The 15,877-nt window shown below is 66.5% G+C and carries 11 protein-coding genes and 1 pseudogene; 6 read left to right on the forward strand and 6 right to left on the reverse strand.

Translation table 11 applies throughout. From position 1 onward, the window contains the following. The first annotated feature begins 90 nt into the window (after positions 1 to 90). On the forward strand, positions 91 to 348 hold the full coding sequence (locus NMQ03_RS10740) for a type B 50S ribosomal protein L31 (protein WP_018761303.1): 258 nt from the start codon (positions 91 to 93) through the stop codon (positions 346 to 348). A gap of 97 nt (positions 349 to 445) precedes the next feature. Continuing rightward, on the forward strand, positions 446 to 1,543 hold the full coding sequence (locus tag NMQ03_RS10745; RefSeq protein WP_255172207.1) for a biotin/lipoate A/B protein ligase family protein: 1,098 nt from the start codon (positions 446 to 448) through the stop codon (positions 1,541 to 1,543). A gap of 48 nt (positions 1,544 to 1,591) precedes the next feature. Here the strand turns inward: NMQ03_RS10745 and pepN are convergent, their stop codons facing one another. Together pepN and NMQ03_RS10755 are read right to left on the reverse strand one after the other, a co-directional pair. Beyond that, the gene (gene pepN / locus NMQ03_RS10750; protein ID WP_255172208.1) at positions 1,592 to 4,270 is read right to left on the reverse strand and encodes an aminopeptidase N; all 2,679 of its coding nucleotides are present in this window, start codon (positions 4,268 to 4,270) and stop codon (positions 1,592 to 1,594) included. Positions 4,271 to 4,303: 33 nt separating this feature from the next. Beyond that, positions 4,304 to 5,308, reverse strand: a pseudogene (locus tag NMQ03_RS10755) (YeiH family protein). A gap of 167 nt (positions 5,309 to 5,475) precedes the next feature. On the opposite strand from NMQ03_RS10755, the gene NMQ03_RS10760 reads away from it, so the two are divergent. From NMQ03_RS10760 to NMQ03_RS10770, 3 genes are all read left to right on the forward strand, one after another. Next, the gene (locus NMQ03_RS10760) at positions 5,476 to 7,032 is read left to right on the forward strand and encodes a circularly permuted type 2 ATP-grasp protein (protein WP_255172209.1); all 1,557 of its coding nucleotides are present in this window, start codon (positions 5,476 to 5,478) and stop codon (positions 7,030 to 7,032) included. Between the two features lie 75 nt (positions 7,033 to 7,107). Beyond that, complete coding sequence (locus NMQ03_RS10765; RefSeq protein ID WP_141160461.1) at positions 7,108 to 8,034, forward strand: alpha-E domain-containing protein; 927 nt, start codon at positions 7,108 to 7,110, stop codon at positions 8,032 to 8,034. After that, positions 8,031 to 8,882, forward strand: a complete 852-nt coding sequence (locus NMQ03_RS10770) for a transglutaminase family protein (protein WP_255172210.1) — start codon at positions 8,031 to 8,033, stop codon at positions 8,880 to 8,882. Before NMQ03_RS10765 ends, NMQ03_RS10770 begins: the two co-directional genes overlap by 4 nt. A 46-nt stretch (positions 8,883 to 8,928) precedes the next feature. Here NMQ03_RS10770 and NMQ03_RS10775 read toward each other — a convergent pair whose 3' ends face one another. From NMQ03_RS10775 to glgC, 3 genes are all read right to left on the reverse strand, one after another. Further along, a complete protein-coding gene (locus NMQ03_RS10775; protein ID WP_255172211.1) occupies positions 8,929 to 9,396 on the reverse strand; it encodes a pyridoxamine 5'-phosphate oxidase family protein in 468 nt (155 codons plus the stop codon). A gap of 18 nt (positions 9,397 to 9,414) precedes the next feature. Next, positions 9,415 to 10,866: an SDR family NAD(P)-dependent oxidoreductase gene (locus NMQ03_RS10780; protein ID WP_255172212.1), complete on the reverse strand. Its 1,452-nt coding sequence runs from the start codon at positions 10,864 to 10,866 to the stop codon at positions 9,415 to 9,417. Positions 10,867 to 10,954: 88 nt separating this feature from the next. Further along, positions 10,955 to 12,364 (reverse strand): glucose-1-phosphate adenylyltransferase, encoded by a 1,410-nt coding sequence (gene glgC, locus NMQ03_RS10785; RefSeq protein ID WP_255172213.1) that lies wholly within the window; start codon positions 12,362 to 12,364, stop codon positions 10,955 to 10,957. A 102-nt stretch (positions 12,365 to 12,466) separates the two neighbouring features. Between glgC and glgA the strand changes: the two genes are divergently transcribed. Next, positions 12,467 to 13,672, forward strand: a complete 1,206-nt coding sequence (gene glgA, locus NMQ03_RS10790) for a glycogen synthase (RefSeq protein ID WP_255172214.1) — start codon at positions 12,467 to 12,469, stop codon at positions 13,670 to 13,672. A 92-nt stretch (positions 13,673 to 13,764) separates the two neighbouring features. On the opposite strand, the gene NMQ03_RS10795 is transcribed toward glgA, so the two are convergent. Then, positions 13,765 to 15,876 carry an acyl-CoA dehydrogenase gene (locus NMQ03_RS10795; protein WP_255172215.1) on the reverse strand — a complete coding sequence of 704 codons (2,112 nt, stop codon included), beginning with the start codon at positions 15,874 to 15,876 and terminating at the stop codon, positions 13,765 to 13,767. Position 15,877 lies beyond the last annotated feature (1 nt).

The following is a 15,877-nucleotide window of genomic DNA, read 5'->3' on the forward strand; positions in this document are numbered from 1 at the left end:
TTTTCGGCTTCGGCTGATGCGACAGACCGCAGCCATCCCATTCATACCTGGCAGCTGGCAAAATCCAGTTGCGCGAACAAAGGTCCCATTATGAAGTCTGATACCCACCCGAAGTACGAAGCTGTTGTCTTCAACGACCTGGCCTCCGGCACCAAGTTCCTGACCCGCTCCACCGTGTCTTCCTCGAAGACCATCGAGTGGGAAGACGGCAACACCTACCCGGTCATCGACGTCGAAATCTCTTCCGAGTCCCACCCGTTCTACACGGGCAAGCAGCGCATCATGGACTCTGCAGGCCGCGTCGAGCGCTTCAACGCTCGCTTCAAGGGCTTCGGCGGCAAGAAGTAATTCCTTCGCCAAGCTTGTTTGCAGAAGGCCCGCACCGGAAACGGTGCGGGCCTTCCGCGTTAACCGCGCACCGGTTTTCTGGGGCAGGATGGGAAGCATGAGCGAGTCCGGATTTCCTGCCAGCAATGCCGACAGCAACCAGCGCCTGCACGGGGAGTACAAGGTTCCCGGCGGCAAGCTGGTGGTGGTGGACCTGGCCGTGGTGGACGGCGCACTGGCGGACGTCTCCGTCAGTGGGGACTTCTTCCTGGAGCCGGACGAGGCCCTGGAGGACATCAACCGGGCGCTGACCGGGCTTCCGGAAACCACACCTGCCGCAGACCTCGCCGCCGCCGTCACAGCCGCCCTGCCGCCCGGAGCCGTGCTATTCGGCTTCTCCGCGGACGCCGTTGCCGTGACGGTCCGGCGTGCCCTGGCCAAGGCGACCTCCTGGGGAGACCACCAGTGGAACGTCATCGCGCCCACCGTGCTTCCCACGGAAATCAACGTTGCCCTTGACGAGGTGCTCACCGAGGCCGTGGGTGCGGGGGCGCGCACGCCCACCCTGCGGTTCTGGGACTGGCAGGAACCGTCGGTGGTCATCGGCAGCTTCCAGTCCGTGCAGAATGAGGTGGATCCCGAGGGCGTGGCCAGGCACGGCATCAATGTGGTCCGCCGGATCAGCGGCGGGGGAGCGATGTTCATGGAGGCCGGCAACTGCATCACCTACTCGCTCTACCTGCCCCAGACCCTGGTGGACGGACTGAGCTTCGCGGACTCCTACCCGTTCCTTGACGCCTGGGTCATGGCCGCGCTGGAAAAACTCGGCATCAATGCCTTCTACATCCCGTTGAACGACATCGCCACGGACCAGGGGAAGATCGGCGGCGCCGCGCAGAAGCGCCTTGCCAACGGCGGCATGCTGCACCACGTCACCATGAGCTACGACATCGACGCCGACAAGATGGTCGAGGTCCTCCGGATCGGCAAGGAGAAGCTGTCCGACAAGGGCACCCGCAGCGCCAAGAAGCGGGTGGATCCGCTCCGCCGCCAGACCGGCCTGGCCCGCCCGGCTATCATCGAGGCAATGATCGAGGTCTTCAGCGAGCGTTACGGGGCCACACCATCAACGCTCGCGGGACACGAGCTGGCAGCTGCCGAGGACCGGGTGGCCGCCAAGTTCGGCACCCCGGAATGGCTCCACCGCGTCCCCTAGACCCATCGATTGCTGAGTAGCTGCCGTTTTGGGGCCCCAAACCGGCAGTTACGGAGCAATCGATGGCCGGTGGGGAACGACGGCGGCCTGTGCCGTGAGTGCGCGCAGCAGGTGGCTGCGCTGCTCCACGATGATCCGGCGCAGTGCGTGCGGCGCGTCCGCGTTGGCGTCCAGCCAGGCATCCGTCCGCCGGACCACGGGGTGGTCCTTGGGCTCCATGCCGTCCGCGAGGTCCTGGGCTGCAGGATAGAGGCCCCGGACAATCCGGCTGGCGATCTCGATGCTCCGCGAGTCCCACGCAGCGCGCAGGCATGCGAAGTAGGGCTCCACGTAGGGTTCCAGCAGCGCCGGCGGCGCGGTGGTGAAGCCGCTGATGGTCGCGGTCAGAAGCTGGTTGGACAGCCCGGTCCCGTGGACGGCCGCATCCCAGGCGGCAGCCTTGACGTCGCGGTCGGGACGGGACGCCGTGGCTGTTGCGTGCCCTGCCCGGCCGGAGGCGGTGGTGTCGCGGGCCAGCTCGGCGTCGAGCTCGGCCGCGGAGGCCTGGCCATTGGCTGCCAAGGCATGCCAGAGGTGCCAGCGGAGCTCGGCGTCCACCGCCAGCCCCTCGACGGCGGACGTTCCATCCAGCAGGCCACGGAGCCGGGGGAGCAGGGCACCGTCCTGCCTGCTGAGCGTGCCGAGGGTGCGGGCCCAGGCGAGCTGCTGGTCCGAGCACGGGGCGGCCTGGTCCAGTTCGGCGGCGGCTGCCGCCAGGAAGGACGCGCGCACCCTGCCGCGGGTGGCGGCGGGCGTATAGCGTTCGACGGCGGTCGCGGCGTTGTCGAGGACGTTCAGGAGTACGCCGATGCCCGTCTCAGCCGCAGCGAAGGCTGTCACGGCGTCCACGTACATGGGTGCGGGGCTTTCGCCGTCCCGCGCCGAGTTCCACAGCGCCGTCCAGCACAGGGCCCGGGCCATGGGATCGGTGATGTGGTCCAGCGAGGCACGTACTGTGGCTTCTGACACCGGATCCAGCCGCACCTTGGCGTAGGTCAGGTCGTCATCGTTGACCAGCAGGAGCGCGGGCCGCGGCTGGCCGGCAAGCTGGGGGAGTTCAGTCCGGGCACCGGCCACGTCGGTTTCGATGGTTCCGGTCCGCACCAGGGCGCCGTCGGTGTCGAAGTCGTAGGAACCGACGCGGAGGCGGTGCGGACGCAGCTCTTCCCGTCCCGTGACCGGGTCCACCGCTTCCTGGACGATCGCCACCTGTCCCAGCACGCCGTCGTCGCCCGTTGCTGCTCTCTCCGAGGCGGGGTCCTTGGACGAACCGTCCACGGTGGAAATATCCAGGGACAGCATCGAGATGCCGGACGTCTGAAGCCACTGCCGGGCCCAGCCGGACAGGTCGCGGCCCGAGGCGGCATCCAGGGCCGCCAGGAGGTCGGCCAGCGACGTGTTCCCGTAGGCGTGTTTCCGGAAGTACTCCCGGGACCCTGCGATGAACGAATCAAAACCCACGTACGCCACCAGCTGCTTGAGGACCGAGGCGCCCTTGGCGTAGGTGATGCCGTCGAAGTTCTGCTTGGCCGCTTCAAGGTCGGGGATGTCAGCCACGATGGGATGGGTGGTGGGGAGCTGGTCCTGCACGTAGGCCCAGGCCTTGCGTTTGTTGGCGAAGTTGACCCAGGCGGTCTCCCAGTTTGTTGCCCGGTCCACGCCAAGGGTTCCCATGTAATCGGCGAAGGACTCCTTCAGCCAGAGATCGTCCCACCACTGCATGGTCACCAGGTCGCCGAACCACATGTGCGCCATCTCGTGCATCAGGGTGTTGGCGCGCGCCTGGTACTGCGCGTCCGTGGCGCGGGAAGTGAACACATAGCTCTCGGTGAACGTCACCAGCCCCGGGTTCTCCATGGCGCCCAGGTTGTACTCGGGCACGAACGCCTGGTCGTATTTGCCCCACGGGTAGGGGTAGTCGAAAAGGCGGTTGAAGAAGTCCAGGCCCTTCTTCGTGAGGGCAAAGAGCTCTTCCGTGTCGAAGGAATCCGCCATGGACGCCCGGCAGTAGAGGGCCAGCGGGACGTCCAGGCGCGTGCCGTCGCCGAGCGTTGCCTGCCACCGGTCCTCGGCGCTGAAGTAGGGCCCGGCCAGGATGCTGGTGATATAGGTGGACATCGGCAGGGTGGTGGCGAAGTCCCAGCAGGCAGTGGCTGGATCGCTGGTCAGCAGCGTGCGGTTCACCTCTGCGCCGTTCGAGGCCACCTTCCACTCCGCCGGAGCCATCACGTGGAAGGTGTAGGTTGCCTTCAGGTCGGGCTGTTCGAAGTTGGCGAAGACCCGGCGCGCGTCAGCCGGCTCGTACTGGGTGTACAGGTAGCACTGGCCGTCGGCGGGGTCCACGAACCGGTGCATGCCCTCGCCGGAGCGGCTGTACAGCGCCGTGCCGGTCACGGTCACCTGGTTTTCGGCCCGCAGGTTCTCCAGCATGATCCGTGCGCCGTCCACCACGTCCCCAACAGGCAGGCTCCTGCCGTTGAGGATCACACTGTGGACGCTGCCGCCGATGAAGTCCAGGAAGGTGCTGGAGCCGGGTTCTGCGGTGAAGGTGATGACGCTGCGGCTGGTGTAGCCGGGAACCGCCGGATCTGCTGCCTGCCGCACATCGAGCGAGACGTCGTAGCTGGTGGTGCTGATCAGGGCTGAACGTTCGGAGGCTTCGCTGCGCTGCAGATTCTCATGTGACACCCGGCTATCTAATCACGCGGCCGGTGCGTCCGCTCAGCCCGCGATCAGGAAGGCAGCCGCCAGGCCCAGCACGGCAATCAGAAGCCAGGATGCCACCGCCGCCAGGAGCGCCTGCCCTCCTGTATGGAGCAGCGTTCTGATCCTGACGGCCGAGCCCAGCCCGAACAGGGCCGCCCCCAGGAGGATGTCCTGCAGCGTGGCGCCGGTATCGAGCCAGGCCGGGGCCAGCCAGCCGGTGGAGCGGAGAGCCACCATGGCCACGAAGCCCAGCACGAACAGGGGCACCACCGGCGGCATTTTCGAGGTGGTGCCGTTGGCGGCGCCCAGGGCGCGCGCACCGTTCCTGTGGTGCGCGCCGGCCGCGGCAACAATGGGCGCCAGCAGCAGCACACGGGTGAGCTTGACGACGACGGCGATCGCCAGGGCGGCGGTCCCGGCGATTTGCGCCGTGGCCACCACCTGGCCCACGTCGTGCACGGACGCGCCGGTCCAGGCACCGAACACCGTGGCCGTCAGGCCCAGGGGGTGTGCGAGGAGGGGCAGGACGCCGATGGCGAGCGTTCCGCAGAGCGTCACCAGGGCCACCGGCAGGACAGTTTCGGCGTGCCGGATGCGGCGGACGGCGGCCATGGCGCCGATGGCCGATGCGCCGCAAATGGAGAACCCGGTGGCCACCAGGAGCGAGGTTACCGGCGGGAGGCGGAACAGCCGCGAGATTGCGTAGGTGCCGCCGAAACTGGCCGCGACGACACCCACGATCAGGACCAGGGCTTACCACCCGAGGTTGAGGACATCCATGACGCTGACTTTCAGGCCCAGCAGCACGATCCCGCCGCGCATCAGATGCTTGCCCGCGAAGTCGAGCCCTGCACGGGCCCGGCCCCCGGTCCAGCTGCCGGCACCGGGCAGGTTGGCGGCCAGGACACCCAGGACCACAGCCATGGTCATCGCAGGCAATGCCGGCAGGATCCCGTGCACCAGGAAGGCAACTGCCACGGCGGCCGCCGCCGTCAACAGGCCTGGAACCAACCGCGCCAAAAGGACCCGGAACCTGCCGTGGCCCGGCACGGGGAGGCTTCTGCTGCTTGGCACTCACCTACTGTGCCTGAAGAGGCCAGTAAAGTACGAACCGGGCTGCCGGCGACAACACGCCAGAATGGATGGCAGTAATGAACTCGAAACAAAAAGATGGTTGGCTATTGGACATGTCAGACCTATTCCAGGATTACTCCGAGGCCGCGGGCCGCACCGGAGCCTACGACGAGATGTTTGCCCCCGGGCAACAGGCCAGGGACTCGTACGGGCAGGTGGCGGAGGCGCTCCGGAAGCTCTCCCTGGCGGATGTGAGCGCACGCGCCGACTCCATGGCCCGCACCTTCCTGGACCGGGGAGTGACGTTCGACTACGCGGGCGAGGAACGGCCCTTCCCCCTCGACATCGTGCCCCGTGTCATCCCCGCGGCTGAGTGGGATGTCCTGGAACGCGGCGTGGCGCAGCGCGTCCGCGCCCTGGAAGCGTTCCTGAACGACGTCTACGACAAAATGACCGTGGTCTCCGACGGCGTGATTCCCCGCCAGCTCGTGACCACCAGCGCCCACTTCCACCGGCAGGTCCACGGCTTTGAACCCGCGGGCGGGGTGCGGGTCCACATCTCCGGCATCGACGTCGTCCGCGACGCCGCCGGCACCTTCCGCGTCCTGGAGGACAACGTCCGCGTCCCTTCCGGTGTCAGCTACGTGCTGGAAAACCGGCGCGCCATGGCCAAGGGCCTGCCCGAGGCATTCGGCCAGCAGCTTATCCGGCCCGTGGAAGAGTACCCCCGGCGGCTGCTCTCGGCCCTGCGCAAAACCGCGCCCGCCGGCGTGGACGATCCCACCGTCGTCGTCCTGACCCCCGGCGTGTTCAACAGCGCCTACTTCGAGCACACCCTCCTGGCCGGCCTCATGGGCGTGGAACTGGTGGAGGGCCGCGACCTCATCTGCCGCGGAAACCGCGTCTACATGCGCACCACGGCCGGCGAACAGCGCGTGGACGTCATCTACAAGCGGATTGACGACGACTTCCTGGACCCGCTGCAGTTCCGGTCCGACTCAATGCTTGGCTGCCCCGGCCTGGTCAACGCCGCCCGTGCCGGCGGCGTTACCATCGCCAACGCGGTAGGCAATGGCGTGGCAGACGACAAACTGGTTTACAGTTACGTGCCTGACCTGATCCGCTACTACCTCAGCGAGGAGCCCATTATCGCCAACGTGGACACCTTCCGCCTCGAGGAAAAGGAGGCCCGGGAGTACACCCTAGACAATCTGGCGGAACTGGTGGTCAAGCCGGTGGATGGCTCCGGCGGCAAGGGCCTGGTCATCGGTCCCGATGCCTCCAAGGATGAACTGGACGCCCTCCGCCAGCGGATCATCTCCGATCCCCGCGGCTGGATCGCCCAGCCGGTGCTGCAGCTCTCCACCGTTCCCACCCTCGGTGGTGACAAGTTCGGGCCCCGCCACGTGGACCTGCGGCCCTTCGCCGTGAACGATGGTGACGACGTCTGGGTGCTCCCGGGCGGCCTGACCCGCGTCGCGCTGAAGGAAGGGTCCCTGATCGTAAACTCCAGCCAGGGCGGTGGGTCCAAGGACACCTGGGTCCTTGCCGACTCACCCCAGATGCCGGTCGAAACCGTTCCACGCCAGTCCGTCACGGTCCGCGAACGCGTCTCTGTGTGGCCGGTGGAAAGCAACTGGCGCGACCGCCAGTCGGAGCAGCAGCAGTGAGCCCGGCACGTGAAGACCTGGCCGCCGTCGCACATTTCTTTGATAACGTTCCGGGCGCGCAGGAGGTAGCCGCGAATGCTTAGCCGTATTGCCGAGTCCCTGTTTTGGATCGGCCGCTATGTGGAGCGGGCGGACGGTACCGCCCGCATTTTGGATGTCCACCTGGAACGCCTGAACCACCTCCCCATGGAGGAGCGGAAGAGCGTGGCACAGGAACTCCTGGCCGTCATGGGCGCCAAGCCGCAGAGCGAGGATTTCGGTCTGCCGGAACTGCTCCACGCCCTGGCCTATGACAAGACCAGCGCCACGTCCATTGCCGGTTCCTTGGGTGCCGCCCGCGAGAACGCCCGCCGTGCACGCGAGACCGTGTCCTCCGGGCTGTGGGAAAGCCTGAACACCACCTACTACGGGCTGAGCCAGCACCGCAAGGACGTGGTGGGCACCTACCGTTTCTGCAACTGGACCCTGGAGCGCACCGCAATGGTCAGCGGCCTTGCCGACACCACCGTGAGCCATGACGAGAGCTGGCTCTTCCTGGTCCTTGGCCGTTCGCTGGAGCGTGCCGACATGACGGCGCGGATGCTCTCCACCCGGGACGTCCTCTCCGCAGGCATGTCCTGGGTGAACATGCTCCGGTGCGCCGGCGCATACGAATCCTTCCTCCGCACCCGCCGCGCTGCGTTCGGAGACCAGCACGCTGCAGAGTTCCTGCTCCTGGACCGGCTGTTCCCGCGGTCCATCGTCTATGCCCTGCGGGACGCGGACGAGTGCCTGGCCAAACTTGACCCGTCCGCCCAGCGCGTGGGTTTCATCAACGATGCCCGCCGCATCGTGGGCCAGGCCCGGACCTTCCTTGAGTTCCACCGCACGGATGACCTCATGTCCGAACTGCCGGAGCACATGGAGCGGGTGCAGAAGGCGGTGTCCCAGGCCTCGGACGCCATTTCCCGTAAGTACTTCAATCAGGCGGACGAACTTGCCTGGGTGGGAGAAGTGTCATGACCCGGTTGAGCATCGTCCACAGGACGGCCTACAAGTACAACAAGCGGGTGACGCTGTCCTATAACGAGGCACGGATGACGCCGCTGACGGATTCACAGCAGGTGGTCCTGGAGTCCGTGGTGAAGGTCTCCCCGTCGCAGGCTGCCGTGAGCACCTACCGCGACTACTGGGGGACCAGGGTCACGGCCTTTGACATGCAGATGCCGCACGAAAACCTCGAGGTGGTCTCCAACATCACCGTCGAGGTGCACCGGGCTGAGAAGATCCCCGCCGAGGCAGACATCGTGGGCTGGGATGAACTGGCGTCGCCGGAGACGCTTGACGCGTTCAGCGACTGGCTGCCGCAGTCCCGGCTGAGCGGCCCGGGGGACGAGGTCCTGGGCATCATCCCCGGCGTCGTGGCAGGGAAGAATCCGCACGAAGCTGCCATGGCGGTCTTCGCCTGGATGCGCGGGGAGATGACGTACATGTCCGGCTCCACTGCCGTCACCACCAACGCGGAGGAAGCCTGGGGCCAGCGCCAGGGGGTGTGCCAGGACCTGGCGCACCTGGCCATCGGTGCACTGCGCAGCTGTGGCATTCCGGCGCGCTACGTCTCCGGCTACCTGCACCCGCGCTCCAGCGCCGGAATCGGTGAGACCGTGGCCGGGCAGTCGCACGCATGGCTGGAATGGTGGGACGGGGACTGGCGGAGCTGGGACCCCACCAACCACAAACCCGCCGGTGACTTCCATGTCACGGTGGCCAGGGGCCGCGACTATCGCGACGTGTCCCCGCTGAAGGGCATCCTGTCCGGCGGCGGCGGCTCCGCCCTGAAAGTCAGCGTGGAGATCACCCAACTCGCCTGACGGACCGGGTTCCCCGGCCTCCGTGGCCGGGGAACCCGCCGTCGGCCTATTCCGATGCCGACCTGGCGGAACTGCTGATCTGCGTCCACCACGTCATCGGGTCGGTGACCTTGAAGCGGCGGCCCGTGACACTGTCCGGGGAGATGCGCACAAACGCGTCCTTCCGTCCCGCCTGCCAGGGGAAGAGGTACAGGCGGGAAGTCTCCAGCACTTCCTCAGTGCTCTTGACCAGGGCAGCGGTGCCCTTGATGACCACGCTCCATGCCAGCCCCGTGTCAGGGTCCACTCCGTCCGCCTCCACCGCCACCGGGGCATCCCCGGAGGCCGCCGACAGCTTGGTTCCCTGGCTGGTGCGGAACACCAGCGTGCCGCCGTCCACGGTGAAGTTGACCGGGAAGATGTCCGGCCGGCCCTCCACGAGGACCGCCAGCCTGCCCACGGACACCGTCCGCAGCAACGCCCAGCATTCGTGGTGTTCGAGATTCTGCACTTGGGTGGATGACTCGTTGCTCATGCCGTGAGCATACCCGCATCACCAGGGGCTGGGCTTGTAATCCTTCAGGAAGACGCCGTACTGGTCCTCGCCCTTTTCACCCATGACGATCGGATCGTAGACCCGCGCCGCACCGTCCACCAGGTCGAGGGGTGCATGGAAGCCTTCCTCCATGAGCCGGACCTTGGTGAAGTGCGGGCGCTCGTCCGTGATCCAGCCGGTATCCACGGCCGTCATCAGGATGCCGTCCGTGTCCAGCATCTCCTGGGCGCTGGTGCGGGTCATCATGTTCAGCGCCGCCTTGGCCATATTGGTGTGCGGGTGGCCGGGGCCCTTGTAGGCGCGGGAGAACTGTCCCTCCATGGCAGAGACGTTCACGATGTACTTGCGCCGCGCCGTGGACCGCTTCATGGCGCCCCGGAGGCGGCTGACCAGCAGGAAGGGCGCCGTGACGTTGCAGAGCTGCACCTCGAGCATCTCCAGGGGATCCACTTCGTCCAAAACCTGAGTCCAGCTGTTGATCGTGGCAAGGTCCGGGACCAGGCCGCCCGCGTCAATCGCGGTTCCGGAGGCGATGCGTTCCAGTGACGCAGAGCCGGTGGAGAGCGCCAGCGAGGTGATTGCGTCGCTTACCAGGACCGGGTGTTCAGTGACGCTGCCGGCAAGGGCCAACGGGTGCTTGTCATGGGCGTGGCCGAACGTCAGGAGCTCAGGGCCGCCGTTGGCCTGCTCCAGGGCCGCCGGAAGCTGCTCGTCCTCTGCGTCCACCAGCGGCTTGTAGGCGTTGCCGGACCGGCGCACGGTCTGGGCCGCGTTGTTGATGATGATGTCCAGCGGTCCGGCCTTATCCAGGGAGTCAGTCAGGGCCATGACCTGGGCAGGATCGCGGAGGTCGATTCCCACAATACGGAGCCGGTGCAGCCAGTCCCCGCTGTCTTCCATCGCCGCGAAGCGCCGGGCCGCGTCCTTGGGGAACCGGGTGGTGATGGTGGTGTGCGCACCGTCCCGCAGCAGCCGGAGGGCGATGTACATCCCGATCTTGGCCCGCCCGCCGGTGAGCAGGGCCCTGCGGCCGGTGAGATCGGTCCGGGCATCACGCTTGCTGTGGCTGAAGGCCGCGCATTCCGGGCACAGCTGGTGGTAGAAGGCGTCCACCTGGGTGTAGTGCTGCTTGCAGATGTAGCAGGGACGGGACCGGATGAGGTGGCCGTCGATCTTCCCGGTGGCGGACGGCGCGAGCTTGTTGCCGCGGGTCTCGTCGTCGATCCGGTCCGGGGCGGCCGTGGCTGTCTGGGCAATCACGGCCCGGTCGGCATCGGCGATTGAATCGCGCTTGGTGACCCTGCGGTGGCGCTTGACCGCCTTGAACATTTTTCCGGTCGCACGGCGCACCGCGACGTAGTCCGGGTGCTCCTCGTCGTACGCGTGGATGGTGTTCAGGACCTTGAGGCAGGCCTGGATGTCCTCAGGGGTCAGATCGGGGGAGCTCATTGGGAAAATTTTACAGCGTACGCGGCAGGCCGGGGCACCACTGGTGGTGCCCCGGCCTGCAACTTCCGTTGGGGAATTTACCTGCGGATCAGCGCAGCCTGGCGCCGGGCGCGGCTTCCGCTGCTGCGGCGGCGTGGGCGCCGGTCACCTTGTCCGCGGCCTCGCGCATGTCGGGGTACTGGTCAGCAGCCGCCTTAACGGCAGCGGGCAGCTGGCTCAGGTGCCGTGCGGAGAGCCGGCGCTCCTCGTCTCCGGGTTCCGGGACCTGCTGGCCCTTGGCGAGGACGGTGATGCCGGAGTCCGTGACCTTGAACCCGCGTGACCTGTCCAGGTCCGCGTCGAGGCCGATGGCGGCACCGGCAGGGACCTTGACGTTCTTGTCGAGGATGGCGCGGTTGATGACTGCCCCTTCGCCCACCTGCACTTTGTCCATCAGGACAGAATCGATGACCCGGGCGCTGGTTGCGACGTAGACGTCGTTGGACAGTACTGAGCCCTCCACCACGCCACCGGAAATCACCACGCCGTTGGCCACGATGGAGTCCAGCGCCGTGCCCACGGTGTTGTTCTTGCCCCGGACGAACTTGGCGGGCGGGGAGATGCTCTGGCGGGTGTAGATGGGCCACTCGGAGTTGTAGAGGTTGAACACCGGCAGCGGGGAGATGAGGTCCATGTGGGCGTCGTAGAACGAGTCGATGGTGCCCACGTCGCGCCAATAGGTGCGGTCGCGCTCGGTGGAGCCCGGAATGTCGTTGAGCGTGAAGTCGTAGACGCCGGCCTCGCCCCTGTTGACGAAGTAGGGGATGATGTCCCCGCCCATGTCGTGCTTGGTGTCCAGACGCTCGGCGTCCACATGCAGCGCAGCAACCAACGCATCGGCGTCGAAGACATAATTGCCCATGGAGGCCAGGAACTGGGAGGGGTCTGCAGCAAGCCCGGGGGTGCTGGAAGGCTTCTCCACGAATGCTGCGATCTTCTGCGGATCGTTCTGGTCCACCTCGATGACGCCGAACTGGTCCGCCATGTGCAGCGGCTGCCGGACGGCCGCCACGGTGGCTTTGGCCCCGCTGAGCACGTGTTGTTCCACCATCTGGGCGAAGTCCATACGGTACACGTGGTCTGCGCCAACGACGACGACGATGTCGGGGTTGGCGTCATGGATCAGGTTCAGGGACTGGTAGATGGCATTTGCGCTGCCCAGGAACCAACTCTTGCCTACGCGCTGCTGTGCGGGAACGGAGGCGACATAGTTACCCAGCTGGGTGGACATCCGCCACGCTTCGGATATATGCCGGTCGAGGCTGTGGGATTTATATTGCGTGAGAACCACGATTTGCAGATAGCGGGAATTCACCAGATTGGAGATGGCGAAATCGATAAGGCGGTAACTGCCGGCAAACGGCACGGCAGGCTTGGCCCGGTCTGCCGTCAGTGGCATCAGCCTGTTTCCCTCGCCGCCTGCGAGGACAATGGCCAGGACTTTTTTGGTCAACGGCATAATGGTCGCTCCTGTACGCCTTCGTAACTCCCCAAGACAGTCCGGTAGGCCCGGACTCCTTCACACTAGAACAGTTATCCGTGAACGACTACCTTGGGTCTTGTGCGAATAGACATTGTGACTAAAGAGTTCCCGCCCGAGATCTACGGTGGCGCCGGAGTGCACGTAGCCGAACTGAGCAGGGTGCTTAGTAAGCACGTTGACCTGCAGGTTCGTGCTTTCGGTGCTCCCCGCGACGCCGACTACCACGGTGCCACCGTGACGTCGTACCAGGTTCCCGAGGACCTTGGCGGGGCCAACGCGGCCGTGCAGACCCTCGGCGTGGACCTGCGCATTGTGCCGGATGTGCAGGGCGCGGACCTGGTCCATTCGCACACCTGGTACGCCAACATGGCCGGTCATCTGGCCTCTCTGCTGCACGGAATTCCGCACGTTCTCAGCGCCCACAGCCTTGAGCCGCTGCGGCCCTGGAAAGCCGAGCAGCTGGGCGGCGGCTACGCGCTGTCCTCCTGGGTGGAGAAGACGGCCTATGAAGCGGCGGCGGCGATCATCGCCGTATCCGAGGGCATGCGCCAGGACATCCTGCGCAGCTACCCCAACGTTGACCCGGAAAAGGTCCGGGTAGTCCACAACGGCATTGACGTGGAGCTTTGGCAGCGTGACGAAAACGACGACGCCGTCCGCGCCCTGGGCATCGACCCCGCCAAGCCGAGCGTCGTCTTTGTGGGAAGAAACACACGCCAGAAAGGCGTTCCCTACCTCCTGCGCTCTGCAGCGAAACTTCCGGCTGACGTCCAGCTGGTCCTGTGCCTGGGCGCGGCGGACACCCCGGAACTGGCGGCCGAAACCGCAGCACTCATCGACGATCTGAAAAAGCAGCGCACAGGCGTGGTGCTCATTGAGCGGATGCTGCCGCGGCACGAGCTGATCCAGGTCCTCAGCCACGCCACCGCCTTCGCCTGCCCCTCCATCTACGAACCGCTGGGCATCGTCAACCTTGAAGCCATGGCCTGCGGCGCCGCAGTGGTGGCCAGTGCCACCGGCGGCATCCCCGAGGTGGTCCAGCATGGTGAAACCGGCCTGCTGGTGGATCTGGAACAGGTCACCGACGGCACCGGAACGCCCCTGGACCCGGAGAAGTTCGTTACCCAGTTCGCAGCCGCCCTCACCGAAGTGGTGTCCGATCCCGCACGTGCCCGGGCTATGGGGCAGGCAGGCCGCGAGCGCGCCGAAAAGCACTTCTCGTGGGAATCGATCACGGAAACCACCCTCGAGGTGTACCGCTCGGTGCTGCCGGTCGGAGCCTGAGCGTCCCGGCAGTAGAAACAACGACGGCGCTGCTCCCCTTGGCTGGGGGAGCGGCGCCGTCGTTGTTTGCCCGGTTGGTGGTGTCCGCCGGGTTAGGCCTTCCGGCCCGCCGTCCTGGCAATCAGGACTTTCTCGTCCACCGGGGCCTGCCCGCTGGCCCGCTGGCTGCGGAAGTGCGCACGCGCCTCGTCCTGGCGGCTCTTTTCGGCGCCTGTGGCGATGACCGCGCGGACGTGCTCCTCGCCGTACCCGAAGGCCTCCACCAGGTCCAGGGCGTGCGGGCGGATCTTCTCCAGCAACCTGTTGATATAGCCGCCCACCGTGCGGGCCCGCTGCATGGAGAGGCGGCCGTTCATGAGGTACCAGGACAGGTTCTTCTCAATCAGGGACAGGCCGAAGAGGTCACGCAGCCAGGTGAGGACCGTCCTGGTACCCGCATCTTCCACCTCGCGGAGGGCGTCCGTGAACGCCTCCCACTGCAGCAGTTCAGCGTGCGCCTGGGCGGCGTCGATGAGTTCATTCTGGTGTCGGTTGAACAGGGCCGCGCCCTTGTCCTGCGACAGGCGCTTGCTGCCCTTCAAAGCAGCACCGGCCTCAGCCACCATGGTCTGCACCCGGTCAGTGAGCAGGGCGCGCTGGCCTTCCTCGTCACGGAGGGCGATTGCGGCCTTCTGGACCGACCCCGTGTCAGCCATGAACTGGGCCACCTGGCGCAGGCCGGTGCGGTGCACGGCAGCTCCGGCGGCCTGGTTCACCACATAACGGGCCAGCACTCCGAAGTCCACGTTCCGGAACTCCTTGGCGTAGTCGGCCAGCAGGCGCTTGGCTACCAACTGGAGCAGCACCGTGTTGTCTCCCTCGAAGGTGACGTACACGTCGAGGTCGGCGCGCAACGAGGCGAACCGGTTTTCGATCAGGAAGCCGGCACCGCCGCAGGCTTCACGGCATTCCTGCAGGGTGTCCAGGGCGTGCCAGGTACTGAGGGGCTTCAGCGCTGCGGCCAGGGTTTCCAGGTCCTGGCGGTCTGCGTCAGTGTCGTGGGCGCCGGAGAAGACGTCGTCGAACTTCTGCAGCAGCTGCTCGTGCGCAAAGCTGGCCGCGTAGGTGGTGGCCAGACGGGTGAACAGGCGCCGCTGGTGCCGCTGGTAGTCGAGCAGGACTTCTTCCTCGGTGTGCGAGGACGCGTTGAACTGGCGGCGTTCGGTGGCGTACTGGATGGCGGCTTTCAGGGCCACCTTGGAGGCGGCCACGGCCGCGCCGTCCAGTGACACGCGGCCCTGGACCAGGGTGCCCAGCATCGTAAAGAAGCGCCGGCCGGGGCTGGCGATGGGCGACGTGTAGGTTCCGTCCGCGTCGACGTTGCCGTACCGGTTCAGGAGGTTTGTCCGGGGGACCCGGACGTTGTCGAAGTGCAGCCGGCCGTTGTCGATGCCGTTCAGGCCGCCCTTGACGCCGTCGTCCTCCCCGCCGATGCCGGGCAGGAACGCCTTGGTCTCCGGATCCCGGAGGTCCACGTAGAAGGCGTGGACGCCGTGGTTGACGCCGCGGGTGACCAGCTGGGCGAACACGACGGCGCCGAGGCCGTCATTGGCCGCGTTGCCGATGTAGTCCTTCCAGGCGGCGCGGAACGGGGTGTGGATGATGAACTCTTCGGTGGCAGGGTCATAGGTTGCAGTAGTGGCAATGCTGGCCACATCCGAGCCGTGGCCGGTCTCGGTCATGGCGAAGCAGCCGGGGATTTCCAGGCTCATGATTCCGGGCAGCCACTTGGTGTGGTGCTCCGCGGTCCCCAGGTGCATCACGGCGGATCCGAAGAGCCCCCACTGGACCCCTGCCTTGATCTGCAGCGACGGGTCCGCCACCACCAGTTCCTCAAAGCCGGCGATGTTGCCGCCGTGGTCGTCCGAGCCGCCCAGTTCTGACGGAAAGGCCCGGTGCACCGCCTCATTGTCCACGAGGTATTTGAGCTGGCCGAACACGCGGGCACGGTGTTCCGTGTGCGTCAGGCCTTCGATCTTGTGAAGCTCCGACCTGGCGGCCAGATCCCGTGCCTGGAGCCGTACATCGGCCCACTTGCCCAGGAGTTGCCTGCCCAGTGCCTCGACGTCGACGGCGGGCGCGGGGCTTTCGTCCACGGGCTTGGCTGCAGGGGTTGCGGCGGGACGGAGCCCCTTGCGCGCGGGGCGGTCCACTACGTCAGTCATG

Origin of the sequence: Arthrobacter sp. DNA4, assembly GCF_024362385.1 — a bacterium.
GTDB lineage: Bacteria > Actinomycetota > Actinomycetes > Actinomycetales > Micrococcaceae > Arthrobacter.

Coding starts and splice junctions, on each gene's coding strand:
- NMQ03_RS10740 (WP_018761303.1), top strand. CDS start 91: ATGAAGTCTGATACCCACCCGAAGTACGAAGCTGTTGTCTTCAACGAC.
- NMQ03_RS10745 (WP_255172207.1), top strand. CDS start 446: ATGAGCGAGTCCGGATTTCCTGCCAGCAATGCCGACAGCAACCAGCGC.
- NMQ03_RS10760 (WP_255172209.1), top strand. CDS start 5,476: ATGTCAGACCTATTCCAGGATTACTCCGAGGCCGCGGGCCGCACCGGA.
- NMQ03_RS10765 (WP_141160461.1), top strand. CDS start 7,108: ATGCTTAGCCGTATTGCCGAGTCCCTGTTTTGGATCGGCCGCTATGTG.
- NMQ03_RS10770 (WP_255172210.1), top strand. CDS start 8,031: ATGACCCGGTTGAGCATCGTCCACAGGACGGCCTACAAGTACAACAAG.
- NMQ03_RS10775 (WP_255172211.1), bottom strand. CDS start 9,396: ATGAGCAACGAGTCATCCACCCAAGTGCAGAATCTCGAACACCACGAA.
- NMQ03_RS10780 (WP_255172212.1), bottom strand. CDS start 10,866: ATGAGCTCCCCCGATCTGACCCCTGAGGACATCCAGGCCTGCCTCAAG.
- glgC (WP_255172213.1), bottom strand. CDS start 12,364: ATGCCGTTGACCAAAAAAGTCCTGGCCATTGTCCTCGCAGGCGGCGAG.
- NMQ03_RS10795 (WP_255172215.1), bottom strand. CDS start 15,876: ATGACTGACGTAGTGGACCGCCCCGCGCGCAAGGGGCTCCGTCCCGCC.